Raw genomic sequence first — 17282 nt, 5'->3', positions numbered from 1 at the left:
TGAGGAGGAACTACGAATGAGTGAACCCATCCGTTATTCCATAGTTATTCCGATGTACAACGAGGAAGCTGTTATTACGGAAACCTACCGGAGGCTGAAACAAGTCATGGGCTCAATGGGTGAGCCCTACGAGCTGATCTTCGTAAATGATGGAAGTTCGGACCGCAGCGTCCAATTGATCAAGGAATTCAGTCTCAGAGATGACACCATTGTATTGATTGATTTCTCTCGCAATTTTGGTCATCAGCTGGCGATTACCGCCGGGATGGATTATGCGGTGGGGGAGGCGGTCGTCGTCATTGACGCCGACCTCCAGGACCCGCCGGAACTGATTGTTGAGATGGCTAACAAGTGGAAGGAAGGGTATGAAGTGGTCTACGCCAAACGGCTCAAACGCAATGGCGAAACTCGCTTCAAGAAATGGTCTGCCAGCCTCTTCTACCGTGTACTTAAAGCATCCACGGATATTAATATCCCGGTCGACACCGGGGACTTCCGCTTAATGGATCGCAAGGTCATAGAAGAATTGAAACGGCTGCCGGAAAATAACCGATTCGTTCGTGGACTGGTCAGCTGGATCGGATTCAAACAAACTGCTGTAGAATATGAGCGCGACGAGCGGCTCGCGGGCGAAACCAAGTATCCGTTGAAACGAATGATCAAGCTCAGTCTGGACGGGATCACATCTTTTTCGATTAAACCGCTCAAGCTGGCAGGGTATATCGGTGCACTTCTCTCCATGTCTGGCTTCCTGTATCTGATGTACGTACTGTTTCTCAACTTTTTCACCGACTCCTATGTGATGAAGGGCTGGTCTTCTATGATTAGCATCAGCCTGATTTTCGACGGGGTGATCCTCATCATTCTCGGTATTATGGGTGAATATGTTGGACGGATTTATGATGAAACCAAAGCACGTCCGCTATACATTGTCCGTGAGCATCTGGGTGGACAATATGAAAACGGTCCGACACATGCTATGAAGGCCCCTGAACCACGCGAGTCCCTGTACATGCAAGGAGCCCGTGAGAGCCTGATTTCGGCAGGACGCACAGTGCGCGGCAACAGTGCGGTATATACCGGACCCAAATCCGGCCATGGAGCCTAAACTATGAAAAGTCGCATGGCCCAGCTGCTTCCTATGATCCGATTTGGTATCGTAGGTCTGGTGAATACGGGTATAGATTATATCATTTTTATGCTGCTGGCTTGGGTCGGAGTGCCAGTCATTGTAGCGCAGATTATTTCGTACAGCTGCGGCACAGCCAACAGTTATATTTTGAACAGCAAATGGACATTCAACAAACAACAATCAAACGACACTACTAAGGGTCAGTTACCTAAATTCATCATCATCAACCTGATCGTTTTGGGAATAACCTCCTTATTACTGCAAGTGCTCCACACTGGAACCGAGTTGCCACTTGCTTTAGACAAGCTGATCGCCACCGCAGCCGGAATGATCATCAATTATATCGGGAGCCGATACTGGGTATTTGGTTCCCCATCCCGAAAGGAAAGTGAGTTTCTATGAGAAAAATTACAAAAGCTGTTATTCCAGCCGCCGGATTAGGAACCCGTTTTCTACCAGCTACGAAAGCTTTACCGAAAGAGATGCTTCCCATCGTAGACAAGCCGGCTATTCAATATATCGTAGAAGAAGCTATCAAGTCCGGAATTGAGAGCATCATTATCGTAACGGGGCGTAATAAAAAAGCCATCGAGGATCATTTTGACAAGTCTGTGGAGTTGGAGCAGGTACTGGAGAGCAAAGGTAAATACGATCTTCTGCGTGAAGTTCAAAGCATCGGGGGTAAAGCAGTCATTCACTATATCCGTCAAAAAGAACCTCTCGGCTTGGGACACGCGGTAAGCTGCGCTCGTCAGTTCATCGGCGATGAACCATTTGCCGTGTTGCTGGGCGATGATATTATGAATTCCTCCACCCCGGCGATCCGTCAAATGATGGATGTCTACGAGGCGACTGGCAAGCAAGTGGTCGGCGTGCGCACGGTGGAAGAACAAGATGTGAGTAAATACGGCATTATTGACTCTACTCACCAGAACGGTCTCATCCACGAAGTCGGCGGGCTTGTTGAAAAACCTTCTCCGGCAGATGCCCCTTCGCGGCAGGCAGTCATTGGTCGGTATGTATTGGAGCCTTCCATTTTCTCTATATTGGAAAACCTGTCCACTGGGGCAGGCGGTGAATATCAATTGACAGACGCACTCCATCAGGTAGCATTGCAGAACCAACTGCTCGCATTGGAACTGGAAGGCACACGTTATGATATTGGAGATAAAGCTGGATATCTGGAAGCCGTGCTCCACATGGGTATGCAACGCGAAGATTTGCGTCCAATGCTTGACTCCATGATGCGCGAGTGGGCGCTTGCTTCAATGATAAAACAGGGAATTTCCCCTCCGAAATCCGACGGGTGCTGTGAAATCACGAGAGTAGATGGATGAACATGTAAACCTGTACAATGTAGGAGTACAGCAGCATTTGAATCTGCTCGGCCGCCCGGTCGAAACTAAGGAGGAAGAGGACCTATAATACCTGAGGGAAATCTGCAAAGCAACGTAGATCGTTTTAGCGGTTTTGCCGACAACTACGATCAGCACCGCCCGGAAGCACCGTCACTCGTCGTGGAAATCGTCAGCCGCTATCTGGAGCGAAACGTAGAGCTCGTTGCCGATATTGGCTGCGGTACAGGACTTTCAACTTTCATATGGGAAAACGCCGCTCGGCAAGTCGTCGGTATCGAGCCTAACTCGGACATGAGAGGAAAAGCGCAGCACAAGCTGGAGACAGCAGGAACGACAAAGGCAGGAACCATTTCCTTCAAAAGCGGGTTCTCCAACAACCTGCCCTTTGAGGACGGAACTGTAGACGTCATCACCTGCTCTCAATCCTTTCACTGGATGGACCCCGAGAGCACGCTTCAGGAAGCGGGCAGGGTCTTGGCTCAGGGCGGCGTGTTCGCAGCCTTTGACTGTGACTGGCCTCCGGTGCTGCAATGGCAGATAGAGCAAGCTTATACAGAGCTTATCACCAAAGCGGATACCCTTTTGGAACAGGAAGCCCCAGTAGAGCAGCAAGCTCATAAATGGAGCAAGGATCAGCATTTAGCTAATCTGCAACGCAGCGGGCAATTCCGATATACCCGGGAGATTGTTTTCCACAACCGTGAGCAGTGTGACGCAGCTCGTTATACAGGGCTCGCTCTCAGCCAAGGGGGTATTCAAAGTCTCTTAAAACTTGGCAATAGAACGCTTGACGGCGATGTAGCCCGCTTCGTGAACCTGGTAGAGAATCATTTTCAGGGCAGAACACTAGACATTCTGTTCAGCTATCGTATGCGGCTCGGCATCAAGTAGAAAGGAATCAAGGCCATCGTGGATGATACGCTCTTCGGCTTAGGGCAAAAAAGACTCTCCCTCGCCTCGTAAAAACGAGTGCGTACAGGAGAGTCTTTTTCTTCAATAAATAGCCACGCTCATATCCCTGCAAACCTTAGTTGCAGTTCCACTGTGTCTTCAACCTAGGAAGAGCGGACAGCCAATAAGTGCGCCAACCGATCAGGATAGTCCGTGATAATGCCGTTTACCCCGGCCTCTAGCAGACGCTTCATTTCTTCTGGCTCATTCACCGTCCATGGGTGGTAGACGACGCCTAATGCCAAAGCCTCTGATACAGCTTCTGGTGTAACCACTTGTTTGTAGGCATGAAGTGCGGTAACCCCGAATTGGGTGGCATACTCGGATGGGCGGACCATAATTTCGATATACAGCGCCCCCGTCTTGATTTCAGGAGCAAGCTGCGCACAGAGCGCCAGCGATTCGTGATTAAAGCTGGATATGATTACCCGCTGTTCTAATCCAAAACGCTTCACGGTAGCAATGACCTCTTCCTCCATTCCCGGATAGAGATAAATGCTATTTTTCAACTCTAAATTAATTATTGTATTCGAGGAGGACTGGGCTAGTTCCAGTAGCTCATCCAGCATTGGGACCCGCTCACCTCGGAATTTCTCACCAAACCAGCCGCCCGCATCCAATTTATTTAATTCTTCCAGCGTAATATCCCTTACATCCAGTGAGCAACCTGTCGTACGCTTCAGCGACTCATCGTGAATCAGCACCAGATGCCCATCTTGGGTACGCTGCACATCCGTTTCTATACCTGTTGCTCCCAGTTCCAAGGCGTGGCGGAATGCCGCCATCGTATTCTCAGGACATACACCTGAAGCTCCGCGGTGTGCGAAATTAATCACCTTTCCGGTTACAGTCACCACATAACCCCTCCTGTCATTTCACAGGAACATTATACCTGCTCATTGTTTGGGCAGTATAAAATATTCGTCACAGCTACACTTCTTCTATGCCGTTCGAACAATTTTCCCGATCCACTCGGAATAAAACGTATTCCCGTTCCGTCGATCAAAATCAGCCGCCGCTGACTCTGCCAGTGGCCTAAAATACGCAATGATTTCCGTCAATGTGCGCTCCTCTTTCCCCCATTCCAAGGAAGCCGGCAACCGGATCAACCGTTTTTCTCCCGAAGTATCCAACTTTTGCAGCAGACTCACCATCGTCGCGTAAAAATACATCTGCTCCAGCCCGCTCTCATAGTCTAGCGCCATATGTAGATGACGCTCTACCACTTCGATCCCTTGAACCGGATCAGCAATCGTCAAATATTCGATATGCTCTGCTATCGTTTTCAGAAAGTCACGGTCATCCCGGACTAGGCGATAGCCTTTACGATGCTGCTCCTTTGCCTGATCAACCTCGCCTTGACGATAAAGCGGCAATAGCACCTGCGAGAGCGTCACATGCGGCACTTCTGCACATCTCATACGACCCGACAAAATCGGTTTTGCCACGGCAAGCGCCTGCTCATCCTCTCCGGCCAAGTAGTAGAACCGCACCATCTGGCTCTGCTCGCAGGCTTCACAATCACTCATACTGTCCCGTTCGATCAAGCGGAAGGTATCCAGATATCGCCGTGCTTCTTCCAGATTTCCCATGTCCATCGCGATGCGGAACTTATAATAGTAATATGGACGCTCATTATACCCGTATTCGGCATAACGTCGGCGCATATCCTCCGCCAGATCTTCTATTTGAGTCTTCGATATATTGGAAAAGCTGCACACCTTCCCAAGTATCCATTTGTAATTCCACAACAGCTCATCTGCGTCGTATTCCTCTGGATTTTGATCAAATTGGCCCAACTGCCACGAAAAAGCAATCAGCGACTTCAATGGATATCCGTTAAAAATAGCGCAGTCTACAATCTCTCCCCGAATTTCATAAGCGAGTTCCTTCAATCCGGAAGTGTCTGCCAAGCGAACAGCCTCTTCCAGAATCGCCAGCTTTGCCGCCCCTCCGGGCATATCCTGCGCCTGCTCCATCAATTCATATATTGTCTCTTCCATTTGAATCCTCCCTTAATTACGCAATTACGTATTCTGTCCGTTCCCTAATCCCCAATTGATAAAATGCAGTACACTGCGATTCATCAGTCCCAATTCACTGCGGTTCATCGGGTAGTGCCCCATCATAAGCGCATTCACATACATCATTTCTGTAGCAGCCGTAACCATCTGCGTATCGGTAGCTTCAAGAATTCGGGCCACCACCGGGTTGTTCAGATTAAAGTATAAAGTGGAGTAGCCCGAATTTTGCTGGACTCCTGCTTTCAGACTATCAAGCACATTGGAAAAAAGTGAGGTTGTCTCCTCAACCGTGTTTTCCATGGAGCGCAAGGTCAGTGCATCCTGAGAAATGGTATACAATACTGGCAAACTCGCAGGCTCAAAACGCTTCAACTCAGCGCGACAACGCATTGGCTGCAAAGCAGCATCCATGACACGTAGTACACCGTAATAATTCTCGCGCTCTTCCTGTGTTAGCCCGGTAAATGATAGAGATACTTCCTCAGGGCTAAGACGCTCTGTTTGCAGGTTAGGGTCAATCCAATGCAGCTTTTCCAAAATGTCTGAATCATAAATATAGCCGCCATTGATCACCAACATGGATTGCGCCGCCGCCACATGCGTAATCTGACGATACTCATCTACTGTCGATGTGTAATGCAACGGACGTCCGCCCGCCTCTCGGATCAGTTCACTCAGTTCACGCCGCCCAAATGTACTTTCGAAGGAAAACCAGCGATGCATAATCCGCAGAAATTCATCATCCTCGACCGCGAGCGCCTTCATGGACAGCTCGTGCAAACGAATCCAGTGTTGCAAACGGTCTGGTTCATATTCCGCCATGCGTAGCAGTTCTTCCCGAATACAGGTCCCCAATTCAGAACGAACCGCATCAAGCTGCTCATTTTCATAAAAATATTCACGTGATGCCGTTGGTTGCAATTCATCTGTCCAAATCAGGCTTTTAATGAAGAATGCCCATTCTGGCAATACATTTTCCGCCTTATCGGACACCAACATATGCTTCAAGTACACCCGGTGCAGCCGCTTGCTGTTCAGATTAACACTACGAGGCAAAATGAATGCAATCCCGCCTGTTCTGCCCGATGCCGTCCGCAACGGTATAAAATCACTGAAGCGCTCGCCCATCAGGCGATAGCCTAAATCTAGCACCTCACTACGGCGGCTCCGTAATTGTTCTGGGTCCTGCATCCAGCTCGTCGATGGAAGATTGACGCGCTTGGTCTCCCCGTCTACAGACAGTATGACCGGATACGGCAGCAACGCACCATAATAGAATAAAGACTCCTCTACATGCGCCGGCTCATAATAAAACTCACTTCCCGGCTTGCAGCGCAAATAAATTTGCGTTCCTACAGGCAGTTCGGTCTCCAATCGACGAATCGTATACGTCCCATCCGGCTTCCCTCTCCATTCCATGGAGACGCCTTCCTTCACCGAGCGGGTCAGCACCACAATTTCATCGCTCACCATAAAGCAGGATAGCAACCCAATCCCAAATCGTCCGATAAACGAAGTCTCAGAAGCCAGCAAATCGGCTCCCTTCTTGGAAGACTGACCGATAATCGATAAAAAACGGTGAATGTCTTCTTCTGACAACCCAATGCCGTTATCCTGAATCATCAATACCTGTTGCTCCCCGGCACCAGATAACTCTACGATGACTTTGCCTTCATAGTTGTTACTCTCAGAAGCTGTAGCTTCAAGGGTCTTGTCTTCTTTCAATACTTTACTTTCAGCAGCAACCTTCCGCAGCTCCTTGCGAGCCGTGATCGCATCTGTTGCATTTTGCAGAACCTCACGTATAAACACTCGTGGACTGCTATATAAATGATTGGCCAAAATATCAATCATACCGCCCAAGTTCACTTGAAAACGATATTCGTCTGTTTGACTCATAGAGATCATTCCTTTCTCGAAATACTACAACCACCATTTGGATTTAAATAGACTGTCTTTTAAAGTATAACGTGGATTTAAGTCGGATTGCACACCCTGCATTTCAGATATCAGTACGTTGACAACGACATAATAGGGTCTTTTTTCACCTGGGAAGTCTGGCACTGGGTCTAATTAACTTCATAAAAATGTACGGAGTACGAGCACTTAGTGAATAAAGGTCATCTTTGTCTAGTTAAATTTAGTAATAAACATAATATTTATTTAAAATCCACCCTTCTCTCAGAACCCTATATCTATGGAGGGACAAATGGCTCATTTTACGCAAAAAGCTCGCATTGCCGCTCTTGTAATACTCTTACAAGAGAGAATGCGAGCTTATTTAGGTACAGTCGAAGCTGTACCCTTTTACAGAAGAGAATTAATGAGACTTAGCGAGACGGATAACGTTCCACGATGCTTTGCCCAAATGAGCTTTTACAATTCCGTCATCAAGCTTGGCGTTACCGCCGTTGTGAGGCGTAACTTTTTCACCAGCTGGACTGTTGGTCGCTTTAAGATCATCATGCTCCAATACAGTATGCTCGACAATGCGGTAGCCTTCAAAACTGCGTACATCTACTGTCAGCTCCAGCGATTCAGACAAATGACGGTTCACTGCAAAGATAGTCAGCGCGTCTCCCTCTTCATCATAAACTACAGCGCTGTCCAGATAAGGGATGTCTGTGAAGTCCTTGGAGTCGTATTTTTCCGAATCCACGACAGGCATCAGCGATATCCCACGACCATAACGGGAGGCATGCAGATACGGATAGAAGATCGTTTGTTTCCACGCCTTTCCACTATTCTCGGTCATGATTGGCGCAATAACGTTGACCAGTTGGGCGAGACAAGCCATTTTCACACGATCCGCGTGGCGCAGGAACGTAATCAACATGCTGCCTACCAACAATGCATCCTCAAAGTTATAGATATCCTCAAGCTGCGGTGGTGCCACAGACCACGGATCAATTTTTTTGTCCGCATCATTGGAGTGGTACCATACGTTCCATTCGTCAAAGCTGAGCATCATTTTTTTCTTGCTGCGTTTCTTTGCTTTGATATAGTCACAAGTCGAAATGACCGTATGGATAAAATGATCCATATCCATAGAGCGTGCCAGATAATTAGCCGTATCATTGTCATGATTGCCGTAGTATTGGTGCAAGGAAATATAGTCGGCTACCTCATAGGTATGATCCAGTGTGGTTGCTTCCCATTCCGGGAACGTTGGCATCGTGGAACTGGAGCTTCCACAGGATACAAGCTCAATGTCAGGATCAATCAGCTTCATAGCTTTTGCAGATTCAACAGCCAGACGGCCATATTCTTCTGCTGTCTTGTGACCAATCTGCCATGGGCCATCCATCTCGTTACCAAGACACCAAGTTTTAATCTTATGTGGTTGCTCAACCCCGTGACTACGACGTAGATCACTCCAATAGGAGCCGCCTGTGTGGTTGCAATATTCCACCAGATTACGCGCAGCATCAATTCCGCGTGTACCCAGATTAACCGCCATCATGACTTCGGAACCTACATCCTTGGCCCATTTGAAAAATTCATTCGTGCCTACTTCATTTGGCTCGACCGTTCTCCACGCCAGCTCCAACTGTCTAGGTCTGGACGCGACAGGGCCGACACCGTCTTCCCAATTGTAACCGGATACAAAATTACCGCCCGGATAGCGTATAATAGGAACATCAAGCTGTTTTACCAACTCTTTAACATCATTACGGAAACCGCTTTCATCACTAGTTGAATGAGTAGGCTCGTAAATACCGCCATATACGGCACGCCCGAGATGCTCTACAAAAGAGCCATAAATGCGTTTATCGACTTCAGCAATACGAAAAGATTTGTCTACAATCATCTTTGCTTTTACAGCTGCTGCCACCTAAACCATCCTCTCTGAATGCGAAAATAAAATCCGTTCTACCACCAAGATTAAGAAGCCGTTTTATTTACGGTTTTAATATAACACACCCTATTTATCATAGTCAATATTATCATTAAATACTTAATATATTTATTAATATTTATAATAAACGATAAGCAATTGGTTACGTATTTCTAAATATTTTGTTTTATAAACAAACTTATTGAGTGAATAACCACTTTACCAAATAATAATAATAATAATAACGGATTATAGGTGCGTTCAAAATAGTGCTACTGCCGTATCTTGCAGTCTGTTTTAAATAGTGAATATCAGTCTACCAACAGTTGTTCTAAATATGTATAAATACCACCTATATCGCCCGCGTTTAAGTTTGAGAGGACCCATTCTTTCAAATATCCCTGCTCTGTCCGTATAGATATGTAAATACCTTCAGTTTCCACTTTCACCAGCAAAGAAAGCTCAATATCTACGCCTAATAAAACTCGTTCTTTGGTGCAATCCTCAGTATTCGCAGCCTTTACACACAAAATAGCAATATCCGTATAAGCGTTATATGCCATTTTACCCGCATTATATAACAGTTCCTGTAATCCATTGCTTGCATCCAAAGGGAGCGTATACTCCATATCATGCAACACTGCCGCGGACTGGTCCACCGCGATCCAGCTTTGGTATTCATCCCGGGCAAAGGCCCCTCTCAACTCATGCAAAAAATAAATAATGTCAATGCCCTTGTCATAATAAATACAAATATGCGGAATGCGTGAATCCTCTATTGAGCTAGTCTCCTCCTGCGCCATAAAGAGCCCCTCCTCTTGCTGCCACCAGCGCAAATAGCAAGACGAAAAATTCAGTGATGGGGTGTGTCGTTGATCTTTAGAGATATAGACGACATGTTTTCCATACCGTGAAGCCAATTGCTCCACTTCCTGCAAGCTCACTGGCTCCATTTCCCCTAGCAAGACAATCGTATCTGTCAGGTCGCATACCCGTTGTCCACCTTCGAGCGCTGTATCCTGTTGTTCTCGCTCCCGCAGGATGGCTTGTTCGATGATCGCGGCAACTTTGTCGCCAGAGGGTTGAGCTTCACATTGGGTCTGAAAATAATAGGGTGCTTTCGAACTAATTGCACACTCCTCTATAAACACATAGGCGCGCCGTATCCAATCCGGATGTCCGTAACGCATTACGGGTAATTTAGTATCCTGTATCGGAAGATAGCTATACTTATGTAACATATGTTTTAGCTGTTCTATGGAAGGAACAGCTTTGGACTGCTGCAAAACTTTACATATGTGTGCTGTAATCAATGGAGTGGCATAGCTATTGCTGTTGGGACATTGTACAGCCTCTCCAGCTGCACCTACTAGTTCATGCTTGGCAAAAGCGATAAAATCGATACCGCTTGAGAATGCTAACTCAGCATCATATGTATATTGTCCTGCTGTGAGTATACCGCTATGATCGCAGCGCACACCAATCACATTGGCAAAGGAGGCCGGATAAGTAAGAAGTCCTCCGTTTTGTGCAGCACATACTATAATTAATCCCGCCATAGCTGCATCATTTACAGCCTCCCGCAGCATGCTTCGATCTCGATAATTTATACTCCCCAGGCTGATATTTGCTACCTGTACACCATGTTTTACACACCAATCCAGCGCAGCACAAAGCTGAGTTGCATTTCCTTTTCTATGGTTCATTATTTTTACACTGCTAATGATCGCATCTGGAAAATACGTTTGTACAATAGCTGCACATAGCGTACCGTGATTTAAGGTACGTCCATCTTCTACGTCTCCATGAGCTATTTCGACGTTATATAATAATTGGGTGTTTAAAAAGCCAGCATTAACCCCGTCGTCAATAATGGCTACATGAATCTTGCCATTCATGTTTTCTCCCCCTGTCTCTTCGGATTGTGGAATGAATCTCACGGCTCTGTTCCGTTCTATTAGAGTAAGCGGAGGGTGCCTCTGCGAACGATAGCGTTCGTCTGAAAGCACCCTCCTAATTTAGCAAACCATGTACATAATAGCTGGATCAGACTGCAATATTCACCTTCGTGCCTGCAGTCTTCGCCCCGTCTTTGGCCGAGTCCAGATAAGCATTGAGCTCTTGTTCAGTCCACACCCTGCCTGCCTCTGGATTTGCCTCCTGCTCTTCCTTAGGTTCAACCCGATCTGTAATCATCGGTTCGTTATTCACTGCTTCACTGATACGCTCATTAATATTCGCAGCGATTTCCATGATCTTTCCATTAAGTCCTTCTGCCTTTTCACGCAAAGACGCTGATTTTGCAGGGTTAGCGTTTTCCCACCCCTTAGCCTCGCTTCCCAATGCGATTTGTGCCGTTTTGGCTATTTTGGCACTCTTCAACTCATTGTTTGCAGATACAACACTATGCATTGTATAGGTGACCAATCTTTGCTGCTGCTCCTCAGCAGTCTTAGGCGTATATTCTTCCTTTCTACCTTTTTGAGCTTCTTTTTTACTCTCCTCATCCATGCCTAAAGCCTTTTTTTGCTCTTCCAGTGACTGCTTTTGAATGTTCTCGTCAATTTGCTGAATCTGCTTATCTATCTCTTCCATTTCAGCTTTTACAGCTTCTGGACCGAGACCACGCTTGAGCGCATTACTTAAATAGTCCGAACGCCTCTCCATCAAATTTTGCTTTTGTTCTGTCAATTGTTGAATAACCTTGTTTTGTGGCTTGCCTATACCCTTCTTTTCAGCCTGAGCGGAAAAGGGATGCCGTAGTTCAAGTCGGTTGTTATCTGCGGTGCGGAACGGCGATTGGTGAGATGATGTAAATGATACATTCATCCTAAAACCTCCAATTCTCTTCTAAATGAGGATTTTTTCAAAAATCGAGTAAGCGACTGAAATCGAATTTTGCAAAATCCTGAAATAAGTGATTCTAGAGGTATATCGGATATTTTTGTATGTTTTTGTATGTTTTATCATCATTTTCACAAATCCTTCATTCCTTTTCCACTGTTAAGCAGCCCTTTATCGTCTCATACAAGCTGTTATATGTAAGCAACCCCCCTCCCACTATACGCTCTTCCGGAATTAGGATAGCAAAACTTTTTTCCACTTCAAATAATAGATATACCAGATCCCTGGGGAACAACCCCATATCAGGCCCCAGTAATGTAGCCTCTTTATTGATCTCGCCCGCTTTTATTTTAAAAAGCTTCCAAAATATATTTTCCAGTGTCATTCCTGTTCCCGTTACATCCTGAGTAAAGTTCATGTTCTTCCCTCCATTACAACTGAACTACATGATGATCAACCGAAAAATAATGTAAAATATTCTCCGTCAGCCTATTCATATCTTCATCGTTGGACAGATGGAGTACGGGCACGGAATAATTGGAAAATTCCTGTTTTTTCTCTTCCACGAAACGATGATCAACAGATGCATATTGCATATTGACCGTGGAAGAAGAGTAACTGTCGAATACATTGTTACATATGGCGTATCCCAATAAGGAAGAGGAAAAGCGGTTTTCCATGTACTGTTTCACATGCTCCAAATATTTTATATTGTATTCATCATAGTGAAGACAACAGATCAGTCCATCCGGTCTGACAGCACGGGATACCAAAAAAGAGGTTACTCCAAAATAATTCGTGAACGTATTGTTAAAAGGAACAATCCCACCTGGAATGCCCACGAGTATTAGATCAGGCTTTTCGCTCTGCTCTATTTTTTTCAAATACCGATTAAACATGATAATCTTCTGGGTTTCCGTCATACCGCTCTCAAACATAAACTGTGGAAAAGAATGTGCACCAATCAGCTCCCCGCATCCATTAGATGTGATTTGTGACACCCGATATCCTTGTGCTTCAAGCTTCTGCCGAAGGTTAAACTGTAAATTAAGCTTATGCGTTCGCTCGTTCAACCCTAATACAAATAGAACCGGTGTAAAAAAATCATGAATAACAGAGCCCGGGTCAGGCGGTAAAATATCTTTCGTGCGTACATCAAATGTATTTTTAAAAATCAGCTTGTCCTCACGCTCCTCACAGGGTTCGATGAATTCCATACATGAGTCTGGCAAAGTGAAATTACACATGACTTTTTTGCCAAGTTGTCCAGCCTTCTTGATCACGGGAAGATACACCTCAGCTACATCCAGCTTGAAATTGGATTTCACCAGTAATATAGCATCACAACGCTCCATTTCTTGCTCCAAACAAGACTCTGGCTTCACGATGAAGCCTGTCACTTCCCCCTTGTCCGTTACACAGGCATCTTTCCCGATCATCCCCGACCCTTGAAAAGAAATAAGGACAACTTCCTCATAACTTCCTAATAGATTCAAGTTCCTAACTAGGGCTATCGTTTCATAATCAAACGGAAAAATGATTAATTTATTGGTCATGGAGACACCCCTCATGCTTTTTCAAAATCGAGAATCGTATCCTCGGAGAAATCATAGCCCAGCTCATTCATCATGCAATAATCAAGTAGGGTGTGCCGAATATCGTTTTTGACTACCGAACAATGACTCAGCTTCTTTTCCTTGGACAAGGTATGCAAATCATCTGCTACAGCAACACACAACGTACAAAAGCGGAAATTCCAACAGTTTTTACATGCATCCTCCGTGATTGTCCCTACATTCAAAATCCGGTTGATTTTATCCACTTCAAAGCCCGTGTCCACCGTTCCAATCTGCACCACTTCCGACTGCTCACTGACCCGTTCACATGGATACAGATTTCCATGCACATCCGCAAACAATCGCTGTACACCAGGCACACAGGGTCCGCCATGATGCGCCTCTATCGGCATCCCCGCAGAAGGCTTTCTATAATGAAACATTCGGAAATATATCTGAATATAATAGTCCTTAATCAGCTTCGAGACATGGCTTTCATCTACTCTCCCAAATTTGGAAAGCATCATTTTAACTACCTCATAGCCCCTCTGCTCAATAAATTCATTCCTGTACAAAATTTCATCCTTCACATAAGCATCGTTAATATAGGAGGACCTTACACTGTACAGACTTTCGAAGGTTTCATAATTCGTATAAAAATCATTGATACAACCAAAATCATTACGGGTATCCAGCACCACATTAAAATTAATCCATTCAAAGAGGTCCGGGTAATTTCTCTTAATTTTATCTACATTGGCAATAATGGTATCAAAGGAGCCTCGTCCGTTAACAGCAAATCGTCTATTTCTATCATGATTCTCTTGATCTCCATCCAGACTGATCGTAAGTACAAAACGATGCTCATCCAGAAAGTCCAAAATATCGTCATTAAGTAGCGTACCGTTGGTCGTCAAATGAAAACCTACATCTCTATACGCCACCTGCTCCTTGATATATTCGACACATTTCTTGACCAACGGGAAATTAATGAGCGGCTCTCCCCCATAAAAACCGAAATCCAGACGGTCACTGTCTACTGATCTATCAATGACAAAATCAATACACTTGCGCGCTGTCTCAAAATCCATCATCAGATTCGTATGACCTCGATTGTCATATCCTCCTGAATAAACGCAGTAAGAGCATCTAAGATTACAATTTTGAGTTACCTGTAAGGTGAGGGTTTTCAGCTGATGCTGAAGCATATGCTCCAGGTGCTTTGTCTTGGGATGATTCATAATCTGCGGACGCTGTGAAGATAAAAATCCGTTATCCAACAAGTCACGGATATACTGCTGCAATTCCGGTGTATCCTCCATCTGATCCAGGTTGAAGCTGGAATGCGAATTCAGAAAATGATAAGCCTCCTCTTTAATCCGCAAAATTAAATTAGTATTTACATCATATACATAATGGTGGAGTCTCGTTTGAAATGTGTATATAAAGGGTTGGCACATGTTCATGATTCACACCTACTCTGTTTTGATGTGGACAGAAGCCTGGAATGTCCAGGCTCCTCCATACAGGTATAAGCTTAATAATTACCAATTCCAGTTCCATTATCTCTGCGATAAGAACCGTCACTTTCTCGCGATGTATTGGAGCTTCGAGTCAGACTGCCTGCGCAATAACAGGAGCAAGGACAGTAACAGGAACAACCACAGCCAAATGCCTCAATCGTGTCGCCTACATTCGCGCTTCTTTTCACAAGCTTACGCATGTTAAACTACTCCTCCCATTCATGATATGATTTAAAAAGGTGTTCACCTATACTAATTCCGTACATGGTGTTAAATCACACTATGAATGCGTTTGTTTTTTTCATCATTTTATGGGGACCTCTTCTTTCTCTAATACCCATCCTCTGTATTCCGCATGACAGGTCATAAAATGGGAGTGTGATCCCATTTGGGCTGGTTCGCCGTTCTCCAACAAAATAACTCTATCGACATGCGCTAATATCTCGCTGCGATGTGTAACGATGATTACGGTCTTGTCACGCAATCGGGTCTTCAACAATCGCTGAACATTTAGCCTAGCTTCTGTGTCCAGATTGGAGGTCACCTCGTCGAGAATAAACAATGACGCTTCCCTGATCAATGCCCGGGCCATAGCAATTTTCTGTCTTTGCCCACCCGACAATCTGGAGCCGTTCGAGCCTATGGGGAAGTCATCTGCCGAGTTCTGAACCAATTCTTCCAGGCCAACCTCAGCGATAATGTCCTCTATTGCATCATTAGTGACTTCTGTGCCTATGCGGATGTTGCCAAAAATAGTAGTATCAAATAAATACACCTGCTGACTGACCAAAGCTATTTGACTTCGATACTCATCTATTTCATAGCTTTGGATGTCAATGCCGTCATAGGTGATTATCCCCTGATCAGGCTGGCTGAATCTCATCATCAAATCCAGCAGCGTAGACTTCCCTGCCCCATTTGCTCCAATGATAGCTACCTTTTCCCCTCGGGCAATCCTAAAGTTCACGTCGGATAGGACGGGTTCATCCTTGGTATAAGAAAAAGAAACATGATGAAATGCAATGTGATCTTCGAATGGCGGCTCAGTTAGTATAGACGCTGGGGTGACTGAATTAGATGTCTCTTCCTCTGCCCAGTCCAAGAACTGATAATATCGAATGGCGGAGGGAACGACTTCAGCCAGCATGTAGCCAATGTTTAAAATAGCGAAAACAGGAGTGGTAACATAAGCACTGTAAGAAACAAAGGCAAAAATCCCCCCTACAGTGAGCTGTAAACGAAAGATAAGATTAGCTCCCACAACGTACACAAGCATCATTAGAAGCTGAATTAAAATAGATTCCGAAGCGATATTCCAGGCGTCCAGAAGTGACAATTTCCGTTCTGAATCTACAATTCGACGCTGCTTGGTTGAGAACTGCTGATGCTTATGTGGAATAAGACCAAACATTCGCTGCTCCTTCATGCCCCCGACAGATTCCCCAAACCACTGGGCAAAATCACTACTGCCTTCAATAAAATCCCCTACCAGTTTTTTCCTACGCTTCACAAAGTACTTCACCACAACATATTTGATGGGTAAAAAAAGCAGCACGATTACAGTCATTTTCCAGTTAATGAGCAGCAAACCACATAAACCACCAATCATGCTGAACGCCTGCATAATTACAAAAAATACTCCACTATCTGTGATCCTTGATACATTGCCTACATCCGTGCCAATTTGGTTCAGCAACTCCGCTTCATTAGTTCGGTTAAAATAGCTCATTCGTACTCTTGTCAGATGTAAATACGCTTTTTCAAATAAAGAAAAGGTAACCTGTGCGCTTAAACCTGCCCGAAAGGTTTCTTTACACACATTCAGCAGCTTGTCCAAGCAAACGATTAAAAACGCAGCAGAAGTGTACAGGATTACAGCCTGCATATTCCCTTTCAGAAGACCTTGATCCACAATAACCTTGCTTGTTAAAGGCAATAATATATTCAAGCCCGCTGATAGGATGAGACATATCAAAATGATAGTGACCGTCTTCAGATAAGGCCTAAATGTTGCCGCCAGACGTTTATATACTATGGATTCTTTCATCCTTTTCCC

15 protein-coding genes are annotated in these 17282 nt (G+C 45.2%); 4 read left to right on the top strand and 11 right to left on the bottom strand.

Features of this window, described 5'->3' with window-relative positions:
* The first annotated feature begins 16 nt into the window (after positions 1-16).
* From NSQ57_RS01665 to NSQ57_RS01650, 4 genes are all read left to right on the top strand, one after another.
* A complete protein-coding gene (locus tag NSQ57_RS01665) occupies positions 17-1108 on the top strand; it encodes a glycosyltransferase family 2 protein (protein ID WP_029516831.1) in 1092 nt (363 codons plus the stop codon).
* 3 nt (positions 1109-1111) lie between these two features.
* The gene (locus NSQ57_RS01660) at positions 1112-1534 is read left to right on the top strand and encodes a GtrA family protein (RefSeq protein WP_039274282.1); all 423 of its coding nucleotides are present in this window, start codon (positions 1112-1114) and stop codon (positions 1532-1534) included.
* Complete coding sequence (galU, locus tag NSQ57_RS01655) at positions 1531-2469, top strand: UTP--glucose-1-phosphate uridylyltransferase GalU (RefSeq protein ID WP_209949952.1); 939 nt, start codon at positions 1531-1533, stop codon at positions 2467-2469. Before NSQ57_RS01660 ends, galU begins: the two co-directional genes overlap by 4 nt.
* Positions 2470-2553: 84 nt before the next feature.
* Complete coding sequence (locus tag NSQ57_RS01650; RefSeq protein WP_209949962.1) at positions 2554-3381, top strand: class I SAM-dependent methyltransferase; 828 nt, start codon at positions 2554-2556, stop codon at positions 3379-3381.
* A 164-nt stretch (positions 3382-3545) separates the two neighbouring features.
* Here the strand turns inward: NSQ57_RS01650 and NSQ57_RS01645 are convergent, their stop codons facing one another.
* The 11 genes from NSQ57_RS01645 to NSQ57_RS01595 form a co-directional block, all read right to left on the bottom strand.
* Positions 3546-4295, bottom strand: coding sequence for a glycerophosphodiester phosphodiesterase (locus tag NSQ57_RS01645; RefSeq protein WP_209949951.1), 750 nt, complete (start codon positions 4293-4295; stop codon positions 3546-3548).
* A gap of 87 nt (positions 4296-4382) precedes the next feature.
* On the bottom strand, positions 4383-5444 hold the full coding sequence (locus NSQ57_RS01640; protein WP_165149178.1) for a hypothetical protein: 1062 nt from the start codon (positions 5442-5444) through the stop codon (positions 4383-4385).
* A gap of 24 nt (positions 5445-5468) precedes the next feature.
* Positions 5469-7364 carry an HSP90 family protein gene (locus tag NSQ57_RS01635; protein ID WP_342425550.1) on the bottom strand — a complete coding sequence of 632 codons (1896 nt, stop codon included), beginning with the start codon at positions 7362-7364 and terminating at the stop codon, positions 5469-5471.
* A 421-nt stretch (positions 7365-7785) separates the two neighbouring features.
* A complete protein-coding gene (locus NSQ57_RS01630; RefSeq protein ID WP_342425549.1) occupies positions 7786-9300 on the bottom strand; it encodes an alpha-N-arabinofuranosidase in 1515 nt (504 codons plus the stop codon).
* 314 nt (positions 9301-9614) lie between these two features.
* On the bottom strand, positions 9615-11201 hold the full coding sequence (locus tag NSQ57_RS01625) for a S8 family serine peptidase (protein WP_342425548.1): 1587 nt from the start codon (positions 11199-11201) through the stop codon (positions 9615-9617).
* Positions 11202-11349: 148 nt separating this feature from the next.
* Entirely contained in the window at positions 11350-12132 is a 783-nt protein-coding gene (locus NSQ57_RS01620) for a muscle M-line assembly protein unc-89 Uncoordinated protein 89 (RefSeq protein ID WP_342425547.1), read from the bottom strand.
* 157 nt (positions 12133-12289) lie between these two features.
* Positions 12290-12565 (bottom strand): peptide maturation system acyl carrier-related protein, encoded by a 276-nt coding sequence (locus NSQ57_RS01615; RefSeq protein WP_069010100.1) that lies wholly within the window; start codon positions 12563-12565, stop codon positions 12290-12292.
* Positions 12566-12578: 13 nt separating this feature from the next.
* On the bottom strand, positions 12579-13703 hold the full coding sequence (locus NSQ57_RS01610; protein WP_342425546.1) for a TIGR04066 family peptide maturation system protein: 1125 nt from the start codon (positions 13701-13703) through the stop codon (positions 12579-12581).
* Between the two features lie 11 nt (positions 13704-13714).
* Positions 13715-15169 (bottom strand): Cys-rich peptide radical SAM maturase CcpM, encoded by a 1455-nt coding sequence (ccpM, locus tag NSQ57_RS01605; protein WP_342425545.1) that lies wholly within the window; start codon positions 15167-15169, stop codon positions 13715-13717.
* A 71-nt stretch (positions 15170-15240) separates the two neighbouring features.
* The gene (locus NSQ57_RS01600) at positions 15241-15426 is read right to left on the bottom strand and encodes a CLI_3235 family bacteriocin precursor (protein WP_080710748.1); all 186 of its coding nucleotides are present in this window, start codon (positions 15424-15426) and stop codon (positions 15241-15243) included.
* Positions 15427-15530: 104 nt separating this feature from the next.
* Positions 15531-17273 carry an ABC transporter ATP-binding protein gene (locus NSQ57_RS01595; protein WP_342425544.1) on the bottom strand — a complete coding sequence of 581 codons (1743 nt, stop codon included), beginning with the start codon at positions 17271-17273 and terminating at the stop codon, positions 15531-15533.
* Between the last annotated feature and the right edge of the window lie 9 nt (positions 17274-17282).

Origin of the sequence: Paenibacillus sp. FSL L8-0502, assembly GCF_038593055.1 — a bacterium.
Taxonomy (GTDB): domain Bacteria; phylum Bacillota; class Bacilli; order Paenibacillales; family Paenibacillaceae; genus Paenibacillus; species Paenibacillus polymyxa_D.
Note: the sequence above shows the minus strand (reverse complement) of the source record. Positions and strands in the feature narration are given on the sequence as shown.

Coding starts and splice junctions, on each gene's coding strand:
- NSQ57_RS01615 (WP_069010100.1), bottom strand. CDS start 12,565: ATGAACTTTACTCAGGATGTAACGGGAACAGGAATGACACTGGAAAAT.
- NSQ57_RS01610 (WP_342425546.1), bottom strand. CDS start 13,703: ATGACCAATAAATTAATCATTTTTCCGTTTGATTATGAAACGATAGCC.
- NSQ57_RS01600 (WP_080710748.1), bottom strand. CDS start 15,426: ATGCGTAAGCTTGTGAAAAGAAGCGCGAATGTAGGCGACACGATTGAG.
- NSQ57_RS01660 (WP_039274282.1), top strand. CDS start 1,112: ATGAAAAGTCGCATGGCCCAGCTGCTTCCTATGATCCGATTTGGTATC.
- NSQ57_RS01625 (WP_342425548.1), bottom strand. CDS start 11,201: ATGAATGGCAAGATTCATGTAGCCATTATTGACGACGGGGTTAATGCT.
- galU (WP_209949952.1), top strand. CDS start 1,531: ATGAGAAAAATTACAAAAGCTGTTATTCCAGCCGCCGGATTAGGAACC.
- NSQ57_RS01665 (WP_029516831.1), top strand. CDS start 17: ATGAGTGAACCCATCCGTTATTCCATAGTTATTCCGATGTACAACGAG.
- NSQ57_RS01640 (WP_165149178.1), bottom strand. CDS start 5,444: ATGGAAGAGACAATATATGAATTGATGGAGCAGGCGCAGGATATGCCC.
- NSQ57_RS01620 (WP_342425547.1), bottom strand. CDS start 12,132: ATGAATGTATCATTTACATCATCTCACCAATCGCCGTTCCGCACCGCA.
- NSQ57_RS01595 (WP_342425544.1), bottom strand. CDS start 17,273: ATGAAAGAATCCATAGTATATAAACGTCTGGCGGCAACATTTAGGCCT.
- ccpM (WP_342425545.1), bottom strand. CDS start 15,169: ATGAACATGTGCCAACCCTTTATATACACATTTCAAACGAGACTCCAC.
- NSQ57_RS01635 (WP_342425550.1), bottom strand. CDS start 7,364: ATGAGTCAAACAGACGAATATCGTTTTCAAGTGAACTTGGGCGGTATG.